The sequence below is a fragment of the Streptomyces sp. NPDC018031 genome, assembly GCF_044327625.1.
GTDB lineage: Bacteria > Actinomycetota > Actinomycetes > Streptomycetales > Streptomycetaceae > Streptomyces.
Map to the genome: position 1 here is coordinate 13613 of NZ_JBIRFT010000022.1, position 16659 is coordinate 30271.

The window sequence follows — 16659 nt, forward strand, 5'->3', positions numbered from 1 at the left end:
GCGGGGCACTGCTCCTACGCTCCCGCCATGCCGCTGTTTGGAAGCCGCCGTAGCGCCACCCCACGCCTGGTACCGGAACTGGACGACACCCAGCTCGGCCGGGTCCTCACCCAACTCCAGGCCCCGCCCGCCCCGGGTCTGCTCGATCTGCACGTGGAGCAGGTGGAGCGGGTGATCAAGGACGCGGGCGCGGACTGGGACCGGCGGGCGCACCGGATGGCCGTGCTCGCCCGGACCTCCGCGGGTCACAACCTGTCCCGCGCCTGGCTGCGGCGCCGGCCGGACAGCCCCGAGGCGCTGGCCTTCCACTCCTGGGTGGACCTGCTGCGCGGCCTCCGCACCGGCGCCGTGGAGGACGAGCGGGGTGCGGTCGACCGCTGCCGTCTGGCGGCCGATCTGCGCCCCGAGGACCCGACGCCATGGGTGGTACTGCTGGGGCTGCTGCGGCAGTTGCGCGCACCCTCGCACGAGGTGTTCGCCGTCTGGCGCGAGGCGACCGGCCGGGATCCCTGGCACCGCGAGGCGTATCTGCAGATGCTGGGCTACCTCTCCCCCGAGGAGTGCGGATCCCAGGTACAGGTGCGGGACTTCATCGACGCCGTGCGGGCCCGGATCCCCGCGACGGCCCCCGCGGTGGGCGTGGAGCTGACCGCGACCGTCCTCCACCACCACCGGACCGTGCAGGACGGCGGGATCAACGCGGTGCTGGCGGGCAACCAGTGGACGCACCCGCCCGCCTCCACCGCCCTGGAGGCGGCGTTCGAGGACTGGACCCGGCCCGGCTTCCTGCGCCACGCCGCGGCGCTGGCCGACCTCAACCTGCTGGCCTACGTCCTGGTGCACGCCAACCGCACGCCCGACGCCGCGGTCGCCTTCCGGATGATCGAGGGCAAGGTCACGCCGTGGCCGTGGCGGCTCGACGGCGATCCACTGGAGCGGTTCGCGCACTGGCGCAGCCGCGCGCTGCGCTGATCCGCCGGACCGTCCGGCGACGCCCGCCGGCCGCGCGGGCCTCGCCGGGCACGGCCCTTGACACTCCTGTGACCACTGGGTTGACTGCGCCGTGACGTATACCGAATGTTCGGTAGGTGACCAGGGCGGTGGAGATGGCACAGTCGCGACGGCCGGCAGGCGAGGACACCGGCACGCCAAGGCGGGCGGGCAGCCCGGGCGCCCCGCCGCCCGCGGCGTGGGACGCCGCGGAGCGGATGAGCCGCGCGGAGCTGACCGCGCTCCAGCTCGACCGGCTGCGGGGCGCGTTGCGGTACGCCTACGACCAGGTGGAGGTCTACCGGCGCAAGTTCGACGCGGCGGGGGTCACCCCGGAGGACTGCCGGACCCTCGCCGACCTCGCCCGGTTCCCCTTCACCACCAAGGCCGACCTGCGCGACAGCTACCCGTACGGCATGTTCGCCGTCCCGCAGGACCGGGTGCGGCGCATCCACGCCTCCAGCGGCACCACCGGCCGGCCGACGGTGGTCGGCTACACCGACCGGGACCTGTCCATGTGGGCCGATGTGGTCGCCCGGTCCATCCGGGCGGCGGGCGGCCGGCCCGGGCACAAGGTGCACGTCTCCTACGGCTACGGCCTGTTCACCGGGGGGCTCGGCGCGCACTACGGCGCGGAACGGGCGGGCTGCACCGTGATCCCCGCGTCCGGCGGGATGACCGCCCGTCAGGTGCAGATCATCCAGGACTTCCGGCCCGAGATCATCATGGTCACCCCCTCCTACATGCTCACCCTCATCGACGAGTTCGAGCGCCAGGGCGTCGACCCGCGCACCACCTCCCTGCGGATCGGCATCTTCGGGGCCGAGCCGTGGACGGAGGAGATGCGCCGGGAGATCGAGGAGCGGCTGGGCATCCACGCGGTCGACATATACGGGCTGTCGGAGGTCATCGGGCCGGGCGTCGCCCAGGAGTGCGTGGAGACCAAGGACGGGCTGCACATCTGGGAGGACCACTTCTACCCGGAGGTGGTGGACCCGGTCACCGATGAGGTGCTGGCCGACGGCGAGCGCGGTGAGCTGGTGTTCACCTCGCTGACCAAGGAGGCGCTGCCGGTCATCCGCTACCGGACGCGCGACCTCACCCGGCTGCTGCCGGGCACCGCCCGGCCCGCGTTCCGGCGGATGGAGAAGGTGACCGGCCGCTGCGACGACATGATCATCCTGCGCGGGGTCAATCTCTTCCCCAGTCAGGTGGAGGAGATCGTCCTCCGCACGCCCGGAGTGGCTCCGCACTTCCAGCTGGTGCTCGGCCGCCGCGGGCGGATGGACCACCTGACGGTCCGGGCCGAGGCGCGGCCCGGCGCGGACGCGGACCGGCGCGCGACCGCGGCGGCGGCCATCGCCCAGGGGCTCAAGGACGGGGCGGGGCTCTCGGCCGAGGTCGAGATCGTCGCCCCGGAGACGCTGGAACGCTCGGTGGGCAAGATCCGGCGGATCGTCGACGAGCGCGCGGGGTGACCGCCGCGGCGCCGGAGGTGCCGTGGCGCCCGACCGGCCGCGGCCCGGCACCGTGGCCGGTCAGGCCCGGGTGAAGACGTGTGTCCGGCCGATGGTGGTGAAGCCCGTCCGGGTGTACCAGCCGTGGGGCCAGTCGGCGGCGTCGGCGAGGAGGAACAGCAGGTCGCAGCCGGCCGCCCGGCGGACCGCCGCCGCGAGCACGGCGCCCGCGTGCCCGCGCCGGGTGTGCGCGTCGTCGGTGACGAGCTCCTCGATCTGGGCCGTTCCGGTGCTCCGGTCCAGGTAGAGGTCGGCCCAGCCGGCGACGGCTCCGCTCGCCTCGTCCCGGCTGGCGAGGAAACAGACCTCGTCCGCCCCGCGGAGCCGGGCGTGCCGCCGCTCCGCCAGCTGCCGGATCACCTCGTCGTCGGCCTCGGGCATCCAGGTCCGCAGCTGCCGGCTGACGGACGGCAGCAGTTCGGCCGGCTCCACGAGCTCCACCTGCCGGGCCGGGGGCACCTCGGCCGGGCCGGCGCCGCCGCCGCCGTACACCATGATCAGGAGCGTCTCCTGGGTGTACCCGGCCGCGGTGAGTACCGGCGCGCACTCGGTGCCCACCGCGTCGTCCAGGACGCTGATCCTGCGGTGCGGCAGGTGCCCGAGGACGCTGTCGGCGAGGGCGGGCAGTTCGGCGACGCGCGGGGTGCCGTCGATGACGATCTCGTTGTGCTCGTAGGAGGCGGCGTAGGTGGGATGCAGGACGGCCGAGCCACCCGGGACCCCGATGACCTCGGTGGCCTGGCGACGGGCGAAGGCGGCGCGGAAGGCGGCTATCCGCCGCAGCTGGGTGGTCGGCACGCGGTGAGTCTAGGCGGGGCGGTCGGGCGGTTCGACGGGTTTTCCGGGGCGTGCGGGCGGGCGCGTACGCGTTGCGGGGCGGGGCAGGCGGTTGCAAGGTCGGTAGAGCACCGACGAGGAAGGAAGCCCGTATGGCCATCGCCACGGTGAACCCCGCGACCGGCGAGACGCTGCAGACGTTCGAGGCCCTGGGCCCCGAGGGGATCGAGGTGCGGCTGGCGGCGGCGCACGACGCGTTCGGGCGCTACCGGCTGACCGGCTTCGCCGAACGCGCCCGGCTGCTGGGGCGGGCGGCGGAGCTGCTCGACGAGGACCAGGACGAGGTCGCCCGCACCATGACGACGGAGATGGGCAAGCCGCTGGCGGCCGCGCGGGCGGAGGCGGCCAAGTGCGCCAAGGCGATGCGCTGGTACGCCCGGAACGCTGAGGGTCTGCTCGCCGACGAGGTGCCCTCGGAGGCGGACGTGCGGGACTCCGGCGCCGGGACCGCCCGGGTGGTCCACCGGCCGCTGGGAGTGGTGCTGGCGGTGATGCCGTGGAACTTCCCGCTCTGGCAGGTCGTGCGGTTCGCCGCCCCGGCGCTGATGGCCGGCAACGTGGGCCTCCTCAAGCACGCCTCGAACGTGCCGCGTACCGCGCTGTACCTGGAGGAGCTGTTCCGCAGGGCGGGGTACCCGCGGGGGTGCTTCCAGACCCTGCTGGTGGGCTCGGACGCGGTCGAGGGCGTGCTCCGCGACCCGCGGGTGGCCGCCGCCACCCTCACCGGCAGCGAGCCGGCCGGGCGTTCGGTGGCCGCCGTCGCGGGCGGCGAGGTGAAGAAGACGGTGCTGGAGCTCGGCGGCAGCGACCCGTACGTGGTGATGCCGTCCGCCGACATCGAGCGGGCGGCCCGCATCGCGGTCACCGCGCGGACCCAGAACAACGGTCAGTCCTGCATCGCGGCGAAGCGTTTCATCGTCCACCGCGACGTCTACGACGACTTCGCCGCCCGCTTCACCGAGGGGATGCGGGCGCTGACGGTGGGGGACCCGATGTCGGAGGCCACCGACGTCGGCCCGCTCGCCAGCGAACGCGGACGGGCCGACCTGGAGGAGCTGGTCGAGGACGCGGTGGGGCGGGGCGCCCGGGCCCTGTGCGGGGGCCGGCGGCCCGCGGGGCTGGACCGGGGCTGGTTCTACGAGCCGACGGTACTGGCCCAGGTCACCGACGCGATGCGGATCCACCGGGAGGAGGCGTTCGGCCCGGTGGCCACGCTGTACCGGGTGGACGGGCTGGACGAGGCGGTCGCGCTGGCCAACGACACCCCGTTCGGACTCAGCTCGAACGTATGGACCCGCAGCGCGGAGGAGCAGCGCCGGTTCGTCCGGGACATGGAGGCCGGCGGGGTCTACTTCAACGGCATGACGGCCTCGCACCCGGCGCTGCCGTTCGGCGGGGTGAAGCGCTCCGGGTACGGCCGGGAACTGTCCGGGTACGGCATCCGGGAGTTCTGCAACACCACCGCGGTCTGGTTCGGCGCCGAGACCTGAGACGCCGGTGGCCGGCACCGGTCGGTGGCGGCCGGGCCACCGGAGCGGGCCGGGCCGGGGCCGACGCGGGCCCCGCCCAGCCCGGGGCGCGCCCTCAGACGCCGAGCAGGTCCACCAGGTCGTCGGCGTGCTCCTCCTCCTCTTCCAGGATGGACTCCAGCAGCCGCCGGGTGGTGGGGTCGTCGTCCCCGAGCCAGCGGACGATCTCCTGGTAGGTGGAGATGACGATGCGTTCGGCGAGCAGGTTGTTCTCCAGCATGGCCTTCAGGTCGGCGTCGGGCGGCGTGGTGTAGTCGGTGTGCGCCCGCTGGGTGAGGGTGGCCGGGTCGAAGTCGGGGTCCCCGCCGAGCTGGGAGACGCGTTCGGCGGCCCGGACCGCGTGCCGCATCTCCGCCGCCGCGTGCTCGGTGAACTCGGCGGACACCTGCGCGCGGTCGATGCCGGTGGCGGAGATGGCGTGCCGGGTGTACCGCAGCCAGCAGACCACCTCGGTGGCGATCACGTCGTTGAGGATGCCGATCACCCGGTCCTTGTCCAGACCGTAGGTGTCGGTGACCGGCCCGGTCTCCATCCGCTGCCGGGCCTCGGCACGGATCCTGGAGACGTCCAGCACGAAATCGTCGGTCATCGCACTCCCTCGTCGTGGCTTGGCCCGCCGCTGCGGCGTGACGCCAGCCGGTATGCCCGGCCCCGGCGGCGCGGGCACCCGGAGCGGGGGAAGTTGACCGGTTCGCCGCACCGGGTTGGGCCGGGCGGGGCCGTCGCCGGGATGCCGTCGCGGCGGGCCCGCGCCGGCGGGACAGCGCTTACGCCCTCATCACCGTCCTGCTCCGCCGCCTCCCGGCGCGACTCGTCGCGGGGCCGCCGGGCCGGTCAGCGGGGTGCGCCGGGCTCCCGGGCGAAGCGATCGAGAGCGGCCAGTCGCAGGGCCCTCGCCCGGTCGTTGCCGAAGTGCCCGGCGTCGTCGACCAGGTGCAGCTCGGCGTCCGGCCAGGCCCGGCTGAGTTCCCAGGCGGTGTGCGGGGGGCTGCCGAGGTCCAGCCGGCCGTGGACGAGGACGCCGGGGATACCGGCGAGGCGGCCGGCGTCGCGCAGCAGCGCGCCCTCCTCCAGCCAGGCGCCGTGGGCGAAGTAGTGGGCGGCGAGGCGGACCAGCGCCAGCCGGGATTCGGACGGCCGGCCGCCGTAGGGGGCGGTCACCTGGCCGCTCTCGGTGGAGGCCACCGCGTCCTCCCAGGCACACCAGTCCTCGGTGGCCCGGGCCCGCACCCGGGGGTCGGGGTCGGACGTCAGGCGCGCGTAGGCCGCTATCAGGTCGCCGTCCCGGTCGGCTTCGGGCACCCCGGCGCGGAACCGCTCCCATGCCTCGGGGAAGAACCGGCCGACGCCGCGGTAGAGCCAGTCGATCTCCGAGCGGCGGGTGGTGGTGACGGCGGAGATGACGATCTCGCTGACCCGTTCCGGATGGCGCTCGGCGTAGGCGAGGAGCAGCGTCGATCCCCACGAACCGCCGCTCAGCAGCCAGCGGTCGATGCCCAGGTGCCGGCGGAGGAGTTCCATGTCGGCGAGGAGGTGTCCGGTGGTGTTGTGCCGCAGTTCGGTGGCGGGGTCGGCGGCGTGCGGGGTGCTGCGTCCGCAGCCCCGCTGGTCGAACAGGACCACGCGGTAGCGGTCGGGGTCGAAGAAGCGGCGCGCGCCGGGGGCGCAGCCCGATCCGGGGCCGCCGTGGACGACCAGGGCGGGTTTGCCCGCCGGGTTGCCGCAGACCTCCCAGTACACGTGGTTGCCGTCGCCGACGTCCAGCATCCCCCGGTCGTACGGCTCGATCGGCGGATACAGCTCGGCCTCGGTGTGCTCCGGCACGGAACCCATCAGTCCTGCCCCTCCCTCTCGCGACAGCATTACAACAGCGCTGTTACATTAGCGGTCATGACGTCCTCCCACCGCCCGGAGCTGCTGGGCACCCGGCTGCGGCACCTGCTCGAGCTGCTGGAAGCCGATGTCGCGGCGGTCTACACCGACCTCGGGCTGGCCGGGTTCCGGCCCCGTTTCACGCCGGTGATCCGGGTCCTGGCCGCCTCCGGGCCGGCCGCCATCCGGGATCTCGCCGAGGCGACCGGAGTGACCCACTCCGCCGCCAGCCAGACGGTGGCGGAGCTGGTCCGGGCGGGACTGGTGGCGGTGGTACCGGGCCAGGACGCTCGGCGGCGCATCGTCCGGCTGACCCCGGAGGCGGAACGGCTGCTGCCGGCGCTGGCCGCCGAGCACACCGCCACCACCGCCGCGGCCATCGCGTTCGAGGCCGAGCTGTCCTTCCCGCTGAGCCGGCTCGTCGACGAGGCGCTCGACGCGCTGCACCGGCGCCCGATGCGGGAACGCATCGCGGTCGCCCTGACCGCCCCGCCGTCCGACCGCGCGGCGGACGGCCGGGCCGCTCCCGACCGGCCGGTCGCGGGCAGTTGACGTCCGGTCAAAAGGCGCGGTCGGCGGTTGTTCCCGATCAAGGACGGGCAGGTCGCTGCCTAGGATGGCCACTGCCATACGCATATGGCCGGACGTCGTATCGATCGGGTAGCGAAGCGGGGGTGCTCCGTGATGCCGGAGATCTCCGGTGAGGAGCCATGGACATGAGTGACGGGCAGCGCGAGGACGAGCGGTGGATCAGGCGGTTCCACCCGGTGGACGACGCCGAGGTGCGGGTGGTGTGCCTGCCGCACGCGGGCGGTTCCGCGCCGTTCTTCTTCCCCTTCTCGGCCGAGCTCGCGGCGCGGAAGCTGGACGCGCTGAGCGTCCAGTACCCGGGCCGTCAGGACCGGCGTGACGAGCCCGCCGTCGATCACCTGCCCGACCTGGTGGACCGGGTCTTCGCGGTGCTGCGGGGCTGGACGGACCGGCCCCTGGTACTGATGGGCCACAGCATGGGCGCGGTCATCGCCTTCGAGGTGGCGAGGAGGTTGGAGGAGGCCGGGGACGGTGTGCCGCTCGGCCTGATCGTGTCCGGGCGCCGGGCTCCCTCCCGGTTCCGGGAGGAGACGGTCCACCTGCGGGACGACCGCGGTTTCCTCGACGAGATACGCAGCCTGAGCGGTACGTCGTCCAGCCTGCTGGACGACGAGGAGATGGTCCGGATGATCCTCCCGGCCCTGCGCGCCGACTACAAGGCGATCGAGACGCACGTGCCCGGCCCCGAGCCGCTGCTGCGCTGCCCGGTCGGCGTGATCACCGGCGAGTCCGACCCCCGGGTCACCCTCGACGAAGCCTCCGCCTGGCGCGAGCACACCACCGGTGCGTTCCACTTCCGCACCTTCCCCGGCGGGCACTTCTACCTGAACGACCATCAGGCAGGGGTCTCCGAGGCCATCGCCGAATACGTCGGCACGTTCCGCGAGACGGCGGGCTGAGTACGCACCCCCGGGGGCCGGGGCTCGCCGCCGACCGGGCGGCGAGCCCCGCGCCCCCGACCCCCGGCCACCTCTCGGCCTCCCCCGGCCCCCCGGCTCCCCCATCCCGCGACCTCCCCCGCCGCCCCCGCTCCCCCGGCAGCCGCCCGCGCCGCCCACCGCCAGGGCCACCATGCGCCGAAGCACCACTCGCCCCGGGCATCCATCTGTGCAAATATGCGCTCATGGGTCGAGACCGGCCTCCGGCGAACGCGGCCTCCTCCAGACGGCAGCCATGGGCGCGGGACGGGCGCCGCCGATCGATGCTGGGTGTCCGCACCGTGGCCGGTCAGGCCCTGGTCCTGCAGGTGGTGGTGGCCCTCCTCATCGTCACGGCCGGTGTGGTGGCACTGCTGCTCCAGGCCGACCGGGACAGCGAGCGCGAGGCCCGCAACCGCTCACTCGCGGTCGCCCAGAGCTTCGCCAACTCCCCGGGCCTGGTCGCCGCGCTCGACTCCGACGACCCCACCCGCGTCCTCCAGCCCAGGGCCGAGGCCGTTCGGACGGAGACCGGCGTCGACTTCCTGGTGGTGACCGACACCGAAGGCATCCGGTACACCCACCCCAAGCCGGACCGGATCGGCAAGAAGTTCGTCGGCGACATCGCCACCCCGCTGTCCGGACGCCCGGTCGTGGAGACCGTCGAGGGGACCATCGGCCGGCTGGTGCAGGCGACCGTCCCGGTGAAGAACCCGCAGGGCGAGGTGGTGGGGCTGGTCTCGGCCGGCGTGCTCACCAGCTCCGTGGGGGACGTGGTCCACCGGCAGCTGCCGGTGCTGCTCGGCGGTGCGGCCGTCGGCCTCGCCCTGGCCACCGGGGGCATCGTGCTGGCGAGCCGGCGGCTGAGCCGGCAGACCCACGGTCTGGGCCCCGTGGAGATGGCCCGTATGTACGAGCACTACGACGCGGTGCTGCACGCGGTGCGGGAAGGCGTACTGATCGTCGGCGACCAGCGGCTGCTGCTCGCCAACGACGAGGCCCGCCGGCTGCTGGGCCTGCCCGCCGACGCGGAGGGCAGGCCCGTCACCGGGCTCGGGCTCGACCCCCGGATGACGGAGTTGCTGGCCACCGGCCGGATCGCCACCGACGAGGTGGTCGCCGCCGGGGACCGGCTGCTGGCGGTCAACAACCGGCCGGCCGACGGCCACGGGGGCCCCGTCGGGTCCGTCGCCACGCTCCGCGACACCACCGAGCTGCACGAGCTCTCGGGCAAGGCGGCCATGGCGCGGGACCGGCTGCGGCTGCTGTACGACAGCAGCGTCACCATCGGCACCACGCTGGACGTGGCGCGCACCGCCCGGGAGCTGGCCGAGGCCACCGTCCCCGAGCTCGCCGACTTCACCACCGTCGATCTGTTCGAGGGGCTGACCGAAGGCGAGGAACCGGTCCCCGGGCACCCCGCCGACATGCGCCGCACCGCGGTCAGCGGCATCCGGGACGACGCCCCGCTGTACCCGGAGGGCGAGCGGATCCGGTTCGTGCCCTCCACTCCCCAGGCACAGGGCGTCGAACGGGCCCGCGGGATGCTCGCTGCGGACCTGCGGCGCGCGCCCGGATGGCACGCGCAGGACCCGGAGCGCGCCCGGGCGATCACCGACTACGGGATCCACTCGCTGATCGCGGTGCCGCTGCGCTCGCGGAACGTGGTCCTGGGCGTGGTGAACTTCTGGCGGTCCGAGCGGCCGGAGCCGTTCGAGGAGGACGACCTGTCGCTCGCGGAGGAGGTCTCGGCCCACGCGGCGGCCTGCATCGACAACGCCCGCCGGTACACCCGTGAGCACACCATGGCGGTGACCCTGCAGCAGAGCCTGCTGCCCAGCGCGCTGCCGGAGCAGAACGCCCTGGAGGTCGCCCACCGCTACCTGCCGGCCCAGGCCGGGGTGGGCGGTGACTGGTTCGACGTGATTCCGCTGCCCGGTGCCCGGGCGGCGGTCGTGGTCGGCGACGTGGTCGGGCACGGCCTGCACGCCGCCGCCACCATGGGACGGCTGCGGACCGCGGTGCACAACTTCTCGGCGCTGGACATGGCGCCCGAGGAGCTGCTGGGCCGGCTCAACGACCTGGCCCTGCACATCGACCACGAGCCGGGCAGCGGCGGCGACGGTCTGACCGGCGCGACCTGCCTCTACGCCATCTACGACCCGGTCGGCGGCCGCTGCACCATGGCCCGGGCCGGGCACCCGCCGCCGGCCGTGGTGGCCCCGGACGGTTCGGTGGAGTTCGCCGACGTACCGGCCGGCCCGCCGCTCGGCCTGTCCGGGCTGCCGTTCGAAGCGGTCGAGCTGCGCCTGGCGGCGGGCACCCGGCTGGTGCTGTACACCGACGGGCTGATCGAGCAGCGGGGCCGGGACATCGACGTCGGGCTCGGGCTGCTGCGCGAGGTGCTCGCGGCGGGCGAGCGCACCCCCGAGGAGACCTGTCACGCGGTGCTGCGGGCGCTGCTGCCGGAACACCAGGAGGACGACATCGCCCTGCTGGTGGCCCGCACCCGGTCGGTGCCCGCGGACCGGATCGCGGACTGGGAGGTGCGCCCGGACCCGGCGGCGGTGGCGGAGGTGCGCGCCGCGGTGACCGGCCGGCTCGCCGGGTGGGGGCTGGCCGAGGAGGCGTTCACCACCGAGCTGATCCTGAGCGAGCTGATCACCAACGCCATCCGGTACGGCTCCGGCCCGATCCGCGCCCGGCTGATCCTGGACCGCTCGCTGATCTGCGAGGTGTCGGACGGCTCCAGCACCTCACCGCACATGCGCCACGCCACCACCATGGACGAGGGAGGCCGGGGTCTGTTCCTGGTCGCCCAGTTCGCCGAGCGCTGGGGCACCCGCTACACGGCGACCGGGAAGGTCATCTGGGCCGAGGTGCCGCTGCCGCGGTCCTTGCGGGCCGGGCCGGGACGCTGACCCTGGCCTGTGCGGTCCGGCGGGGAGCGGCCGACCCGGGCGGTCAGTCGGGGGGCCGGGCCCGGCTGGGCTGGACGCGCTTGGGCTCGCCCGGCATCTTCGGGTGGTCCGGCGGATAGGGCATGTCGCCCATGCCGTGGTCCCGCTCGTCCCGGGCGGCCATCTCCAGCAGCCCGTCGAGCGCGTAGGCGTGCTCGGTCATGTCGGCGTGCACGTCACCGAACTCGGCGAACCGGTCGACCATGGTGACCAGGTCGAAGTCGGCGGGTTCCACCGCGTCCACCTCCGACCAGCGCAGCGGCGCCGAGACCGGGGCGTGCGGGCGGGGCCGCACCGAGTACGCCGAGGCGACGGTCCGGTCGCGGGCGGTCTGGTTGTAGTCCACGAAGATCCGCTCGCCGCGCTCCTCCTTCCACCAGGCGGTGGTCACCTTGCCCGGCATCCGCCGTTCCAGCTCCCGGCCCACGGTGATGGCGGCGCGGCGCACCTCGGTGAAGGTCCAGCGCGGTTCGATGGGGACGAACACATGCAGCCCCCGGCCGCCGGACGTCTTCGGCCAGCCCCGCAGGCCCAGTTCCTCGAGGAGCGCCCGGAGCTCCTGGGCGACCGGCACGGCCTGCGCGAAGCCGGTGCCCGGCTGCGGGTCGAGGTCGATGCGCAGCTCGTCGGGGTGGTCCAGCCGGCCGCTGCGCACCGGCCACGGGTGGAAGGTGAGGCAGCCCAGGTTGACCGCCCAGATCACGGCGGCCACGCCGGTGGGGCAGATCTCGTCGGCGTGCCGTCCGCTGGGGAAGGCGATGGTGGCGGTGCGCAGCCAGTCGGGGTGGTTCTTGGGGGCGCGCTTCTGGAAGAACGACTCGCCCTCGATGCCGTCCGGGAAGCGCTCCAGGGTGGTGGGGCGGTCGTACAGGGCCCGGGTGACACCGGGGCCGACGGCGAGGAAGTAGCGGGCGATGTCGAGCTTGGTGTAGCCGCTCTCGGGGAAGTACACCTTGCCCGGGTTCGACAGCCGTACGGTGTGCTCGCCCGCCTCCAACTCCACCGCTTCGCCCATGCCCGCAACGGTAGGCGCCCCGCCCGTACCGCGCACATCGGGTCGTACCGGGCGTCCCGCCGGGGTGCGCGGCACAATCGGCGTATGGACCTTCCGGTCATGCCGCCCGTGAAACCGATGCTCGCCCGCTCGGTGGCGGCCATCCCCGCGGGCATGCACTACGAGGCCAAGTGGGACGGCTTCCGGGCGATCGTCCACCGGGACGGCGCGGAGGTGGTCATCGGCAGCCGGACCGGCAAACCGCTGACCCGGTACTTCCCGGAGGTCGTCGCGGCCCTGCTCGCGGAGCTGCCGCCGCGCTGCGTGGTGGACGGGGAGATCGTCATCGCCCACCAGGGCCGGCTCGACTTCGACCGGCTGACCGAGCGGATCCATCCCGCCGACTCCCGGGTGCGCATGCTGGCGGAGCGCACCCCGGCCGCCTTCGTCGTCTTCGACGTGCTGGCGCTCGGTGACCGGTCGCTGCTCGACGCCCCGCTGACCCGGCGCCGGGCGGTCCTGGAGGAGATGCTGGCGGACGCCCGGCCGCCGGTCCACCTGGCGCCGGCCACCACCGACGTCGAGGTGGCCCGCGAGTGGTTCGAGCGCTTCGAGGGGGCCGGGCTGGACGGGGTGGTCGCCAAGCCGCCGGACCTGCCGTACCGGCCCGACGCCCGGGTGATGTACAAGATCAAGCACGAGCGTACGGCGGACTGCGTGGTCGCCGGATACCGCCACCACAAGACCGGCCCGGTGGTCGGCTCGCTGCTGCTGGGCCTGTACGACGCCGACGGCCGGTTGCAGCACGTGGGCGTCTGCGCGGCCTTCCCGATGCGCCGGCGGCGGGAGCTGGTGGACGAGCTGGAGCCGCTGCGCATGGCGTCGGCCGAGGGGCATCCGTGGGCGGGGTGGACCGACGAGGCGGCGCACGAGGCCGGGCGGCTGCCCGGGGCGCCCAGCCGGTGGTCCGGCCGGAAGGACCTGTCCTGGGTGCCGCTGCGGTGCGAGCGGGTGTGCGAGGTCGGCTACGACCACATGCAGGGCGACCGTTTCCGGCACACCACGCAGTTCCGCCGCTGGCGGCCGGACCGCGATCCGCGCTCGTGCGGCTACGCCCAGCTGGCGGAGCCGGTGAGCTACGACCTGGCCAGTGTGCTGGTCCCCGGCGGGCGGTAGCCCCTCCCGGACGGCGCGCCGCTCCCCCGGTCCGGCCGAGAGCGGCGGCCGGCCGGACCCGGCGGGGCGCGGCAGGGGCGTCAGGCGAAGGCGTCCGGGTCGGGGCCGATCCGGGTGCCGCTGTCCAGCGCGGTGATGGCCGCGATGTCCTCGTCGGCGAGGTCGAACCCGAAGACGTCGATGTTCTGCCGGATCCGCTCCGGGGTGACCGACTTGGGGATGACGACGTTGCCCAGCTGCAGGTGCCAGCGGAGGATGACCTGCGCCGGAGTGCGCCCGTACCGCTCCGCGAGCCCGGTGATGACCGGGTCGGCCAGCAGCGCGCCCTGCGCCAGCGGGCTCCACGCCTCGGTGGCGATGCCGTGTTCGGCGTGGAAGGCGCGCAGCTCCCGCTGCTGCAGCCGCGGGTGGAGTTCGACCTGGTTGACCGCCGGGACGAGGTCCGAGTCCTCCCTCAGCCGGCGCAGGTGGGCGGGCTGGAAGTTGGAGACGCCGACGGCCCGCACCCGCCCGTCGGCGAGCAGCCGCTCCATGGCGCGCCAGGTGTCGGCGTAGCGGTCGCGGGCCGGGGCCGGCCAGTGGATGAGGTACAGGTCGACGTGGTCCAGGCGCAGCCTGGCGAGGCTGGCGTCGAAGGCGGCCAGGGTGGAGTCGTAGCCCTGGTCCTCGTTCCACACCTTGGTGGTGACGAAGTACTCGTCGCGCGGCAGCCCGGAGGCGGCGAGGGCGTCACCCACACCCTTCTCGTTGCCGTAGACGGCGGCCGTGTCGATGCTGCGGTATCCGGCGTCGAGCGCGTGGCCGACGGCCGCCGCGGTCTCGTCGTCGGGCACCTGGAAGACGCCGAAGCCGAGCTGCGGGATGGGGACGCCGTTGTTCAGGGTGATGGTGGGGGTGGTGGTGGTCATGGGACCTGCTTCCGGTGTGGTGGTACTGCGGCACCGCCGGGGTGCCGTGAGACGGGTCAGGGGATGAGCGTCGGGGCGACACCGCCGTCGACGCGCAGGGCGGCACCGGTGGTGGCCGATGCCTGGTCGGAGCTGGTGTAGAGGACGAGGTTGGCGACCTCGTCGGGGCGGATCAGCCGTCCGAGCAGCGAGGTCGGCCGCTCCTCCGCGATGAAGCGGCGCTCGGCTTCCTCCAGGGGCACGTCGGCGCCTACCCGGTCGCGGAGGAACTCCTCCACACCGGGGGTGAGGGTGGGGCCCGGCAGCACCGAGTTGACGGTGACGCCGGTGCCGGCCACTTCCTGCGCCATGCCCCGGGAGAGCGCCAGTTGGGCGGTCTTGGTCATGCCGTAGTGGACCATCTCGGTCGGCGTCATCACCGCGGACTCGCTGCTGATGAAGATCACCCGGCCCCAGCCGCGGGCGACCATGCGCGGTGTGTGGTGCCGGGCCAGCCGCACCCCGCTGAGCACGTTGGTCTCGAAGAACCGCAGCCACTCGCCGTCGGGGATCTCGAACACCGGGGCGGCGCCGAACACCCCCGTGTTGTTCACCAGGATGTCGGCCTCCGGGGCGGCCGCGACCAGGGCCGCGGCTCCTTCGGCCGTCGCCACGTCCGCGGCCACCGATCGGACCGTGCCGCCGCCGGACTCCTCGGCGACGCCGCGCCCCGCCCTGGCGGTGCGCTCCGGGTCACGGCCGTTGACCACGACCTCCGCGCCGGCCCGGGCCAGGGCCACCGCGATCGCTCTGCCGATGCCGCTGGTGGAGCCGGTGACCACAGCCGTACGGCCGGACAGATCGATGTGCATGACTCCCGTCCTTCGCTGGTCTCGGGGTTCCACTTCCGACCTTACGACGGTAATTGCACACGCCTTTAGTTGCAAGCGCGCACATTTCCAGGAGGCCGCCGGCCCGGACCGCGGACCGCCCCGCCGGCCGCCACCGGACAGGCGGCGCCCCGGCGCCCGCGGTCACGGGGCTCCGTCGAGCCCCCGGCACACCCGCAGCTCCTCCTCCGTCATACCGGAACCCGCCAGCTCGCAGAAAGGCCCGACCGACATCCCGTCCGGCAGGACACCGCGCGGCACGCCCTCCGGCACCGGCAGCCGGGGACGGATCGTCCCGGACGGCGTCCGGGGAGCCGCGGGCGCGGGCCGTACCGGCCGCGCGGCCGGGGCCCGGCCGTCCGCGGGCCCGTCCGGCGCCGGGCCGCGTGGGGCCGCGGTCCGGCCGGCGGAACCGGGCGTCCGGGTGCCCCCGGGGCGCCCGGACGACTCGGCCCGGTCGGCGGAGCGCGCGGTGGCACGGGGCTTGGCATCCCCCTGCGGGCGGGAGCCGGCCTCCTCGCCGGCCACCGACACACAGCCGGCGATCCCGGGCAGCAGACCAAGCAGGGTGAAAGAGAGCATATGGCGACGCATCCGGCTACCGTGCCGCACCCGGCACCGCCCCGACCGCCGCGGCGCCCCGGCACCACCTGAACGACGGACCCCGCCGCGCCCGAAGCTGACCGGCCCCGCACCCACGTGCGGCGCGTCGCGGGCGGTGCGGGCTGGTCGGGGCCGGGACGGGGCGGGGTCGGGTAGGGGCGGGGTCGGAACCCTCGCGGCACCGGCCCCCGTCCGGAGGAGACCCGCCGTACCGCGCGACCGGCCGCTCAGGCACCATCGGACCATGATCGAACCCACCACGGATGAGCGGACCCTCGCGTTCCGGCTCGCCGACCACAGCGACATCCCCGAACTCATCCGGTTGCGGGACGCCGCCGCGCGCTGGCAGCAGGGCTCCGGTATCGACCAGTGGCGGCCCGGCGAGCTGGGCGCGGACCACTTCGCGGCCCGGCTGCGGGACGGCGAGGTGTGGCTCGCCACGCTCGGGCCCGACGGACCCAGCGCCGGGGCCTGGGAGCTGTGGTGGGAGGACGTCGCCGCCTGGGGTCCGCAGCCCCCGGTGGCCGGATACGTCCACCGCCTGATGACGGACCGCGAAACCGCGCCTCCCGGAGCCGGCCGGACCATGCTGGCCGCGGCGGAGCGCCGGATCGCCGCCGCCGGACGGACCCTGTGCCGGCTGGACTGCCTGTCGAACAACGCCCGGCTGCGCCGCTACTACCAGGACGCGGGCTACACGGTCGTGGGCGAGACCCCGGCCAAGCACGGGGACGCCGGGAAGCGCTACGCGGTCACGCTGCTGGAGAAGCGGCTGGCCCCGGGCGGCGGCTGACGGCGGGCGGTCCGCCCGGCCGCGGGGGGGGGGCGCCCCGGCGGCCCCGCCCGCCCCCCGCCCCCCCCCCCCCCCCCCCCCCCCCCCCCCCCCCGCCCGCGCG

15 protein-coding genes are annotated in these 16659 nt (G+C 74.5%); 8 read left to right on the forward strand and 7 right to left on the reverse strand.

The features are described 5' to 3' along the window. Nucleotides 1–27 precede the first annotated feature (27 nt). The gene (locus ACH4B3_RS30685; protein ID WP_398468388.1) at nucleotides 28–972 is read left to right on the forward strand and encodes a hypothetical protein; all 945 of its coding nucleotides are present in this window, start codon (nucleotides 28–30) and stop codon (nucleotides 970–972) included. Nucleotides 973–1106: 134 nt separating this feature from the next. Further along, the gene (gene paaK, locus ACH4B3_RS30690; RefSeq protein WP_398468390.1) at nucleotides 1107–2468 is read left to right on the forward strand and encodes a phenylacetate--CoA ligase PaaK; all 1362 of its coding nucleotides are present in this window, start codon (nucleotides 1107–1109) and stop codon (nucleotides 2466–2468) included. 60 nt (nucleotides 2469–2528) lie between these two features. On the opposite strand, the gene ACH4B3_RS30695 is transcribed toward paaK, so the two are convergent. After that, on the reverse strand, nucleotides 2529–3305 hold the full coding sequence (locus ACH4B3_RS30695; protein ID WP_398468392.1) for a GNAT family N-acetyltransferase: 777 nt from the start codon (nucleotides 3303–3305) through the stop codon (nucleotides 2529–2531). 131 nt (nucleotides 3306–3436) lie between these two features. On the opposite strand from ACH4B3_RS30695, the gene ACH4B3_RS30700 reads away from it, so the two are divergent. Then, nucleotides 3437–4834, forward strand: coding sequence for an NADP-dependent succinic semialdehyde dehydrogenase (locus ACH4B3_RS30700; RefSeq protein ID WP_398468394.1), 1398 nt, complete (start codon nucleotides 3437–3439; stop codon nucleotides 4832–4834). A gap of 94 nt (nucleotides 4835–4928) precedes the next feature. Here ACH4B3_RS30700 and ACH4B3_RS30705 read toward each other — a convergent pair whose 3' ends face one another. Then, nucleotides 4929–5462 (reverse strand): ferritin-like domain-containing protein, encoded by a 534-nt coding sequence (locus ACH4B3_RS30705; RefSeq protein ID WP_398468396.1) that lies wholly within the window; start codon nucleotides 5460–5462, stop codon nucleotides 4929–4931. A 245-nt stretch (nucleotides 5463–5707) separates the two neighbouring features. Then, the gene (gene pip / locus ACH4B3_RS30710) at nucleotides 5708–6706 is read right to left on the reverse strand and encodes a prolyl aminopeptidase (RefSeq protein ID WP_398468398.1); all 999 of its coding nucleotides are present in this window, start codon (nucleotides 6704–6706) and stop codon (nucleotides 5708–5710) included. 57 nt (nucleotides 6707–6763) lie between these two features. On the opposite strand from pip, the gene ACH4B3_RS30715 reads away from it, so the two are divergent. The 3 genes from ACH4B3_RS30715 (at nucleotide 6764) to ACH4B3_RS30725 (ending at nucleotide 11174) form a co-directional block, all read left to right on the forward strand. Further along, on the forward strand, nucleotides 6764–7297 hold the full coding sequence (locus ACH4B3_RS30715) for a MarR family winged helix-turn-helix transcriptional regulator (protein WP_398468400.1): 534 nt from the start codon (nucleotides 6764–6766) through the stop codon (nucleotides 7295–7297). A gap of 164 nt (nucleotides 7298–7461) precedes the next feature. Next, complete coding sequence (locus tag ACH4B3_RS30720) at nucleotides 7462–8235, forward strand: thioesterase II family protein (protein ID WP_398468402.1); 774 nt, start codon at nucleotides 7462–7464, stop codon at nucleotides 8233–8235. Nucleotides 8236–8537: 302 nt separating this feature from the next. Beyond that, nucleotides 8538–11174: a SpoIIE family protein phosphatase gene (locus ACH4B3_RS30725; protein WP_398468404.1), complete on the forward strand. Its 2637-nt coding sequence runs from the start codon at nucleotides 8538–8540 to the stop codon at nucleotides 11172–11174. A 43-nt stretch (nucleotides 11175–11217) separates the two neighbouring features. On the opposite strand, the gene ligD is transcribed toward ACH4B3_RS30725, so the two are convergent. Beyond that, on the reverse strand, nucleotides 11218–12228 hold the full coding sequence (gene ligD, locus ACH4B3_RS30730) for a non-homologous end-joining DNA ligase (RefSeq protein WP_398468406.1): 1011 nt from the start codon (nucleotides 12226–12228) through the stop codon (nucleotides 11218–11220). An 84-nt stretch (nucleotides 12229–12312) separates the two neighbouring features. On the opposite strand from ligD, the gene ACH4B3_RS30735 reads away from it, so the two are divergent. Then, complete coding sequence (locus ACH4B3_RS30735; RefSeq protein ID WP_398468408.1) at nucleotides 12313–13383, forward strand: ATP-dependent DNA ligase; 1071 nt, start codon at nucleotides 12313–12315, stop codon at nucleotides 13381–13383. An 80-nt stretch (nucleotides 13384–13463) separates the two neighbouring features. Here ACH4B3_RS30735 and ACH4B3_RS30740 read toward each other — a convergent pair whose 3' ends face one another. From ACH4B3_RS30740 to ACH4B3_RS30750, 3 genes are all read right to left on the reverse strand, one after another. Beyond that, nucleotides 13464–14291: an aldo/keto reductase gene (locus tag ACH4B3_RS30740; protein ID WP_398468410.1), complete on the reverse strand. Its 828-nt coding sequence runs from the start codon at nucleotides 14289–14291 to the stop codon at nucleotides 13464–13466. 56 nt (nucleotides 14292–14347) lie between these two features. Continuing rightward, on the reverse strand, nucleotides 14348–15142 hold the full coding sequence (locus ACH4B3_RS30745; RefSeq protein WP_398468411.1) for an SDR family NAD(P)-dependent oxidoreductase: 795 nt from the start codon (nucleotides 15140–15142) through the stop codon (nucleotides 14348–14350). A 162-nt stretch (nucleotides 15143–15304) separates the two neighbouring features. After that, complete coding sequence (locus ACH4B3_RS30750) at nucleotides 15305–15742, reverse strand: hypothetical protein (protein WP_398468413.1); 438 nt, start codon at nucleotides 15740–15742, stop codon at nucleotides 15305–15307. 265 nt (nucleotides 15743–16007) lie between these two features. On the opposite strand from ACH4B3_RS30750, the gene ACH4B3_RS30755 reads away from it, so the two are divergent. Then, a complete protein-coding gene (locus ACH4B3_RS30755) occupies nucleotides 16008–16556 on the forward strand; it encodes an N-acetyltransferase (protein ID WP_398468415.1) in 549 nt (182 codons plus the stop codon). The last annotated feature ends 103 nt before the right edge of the window (nucleotides 16557–16659 follow it).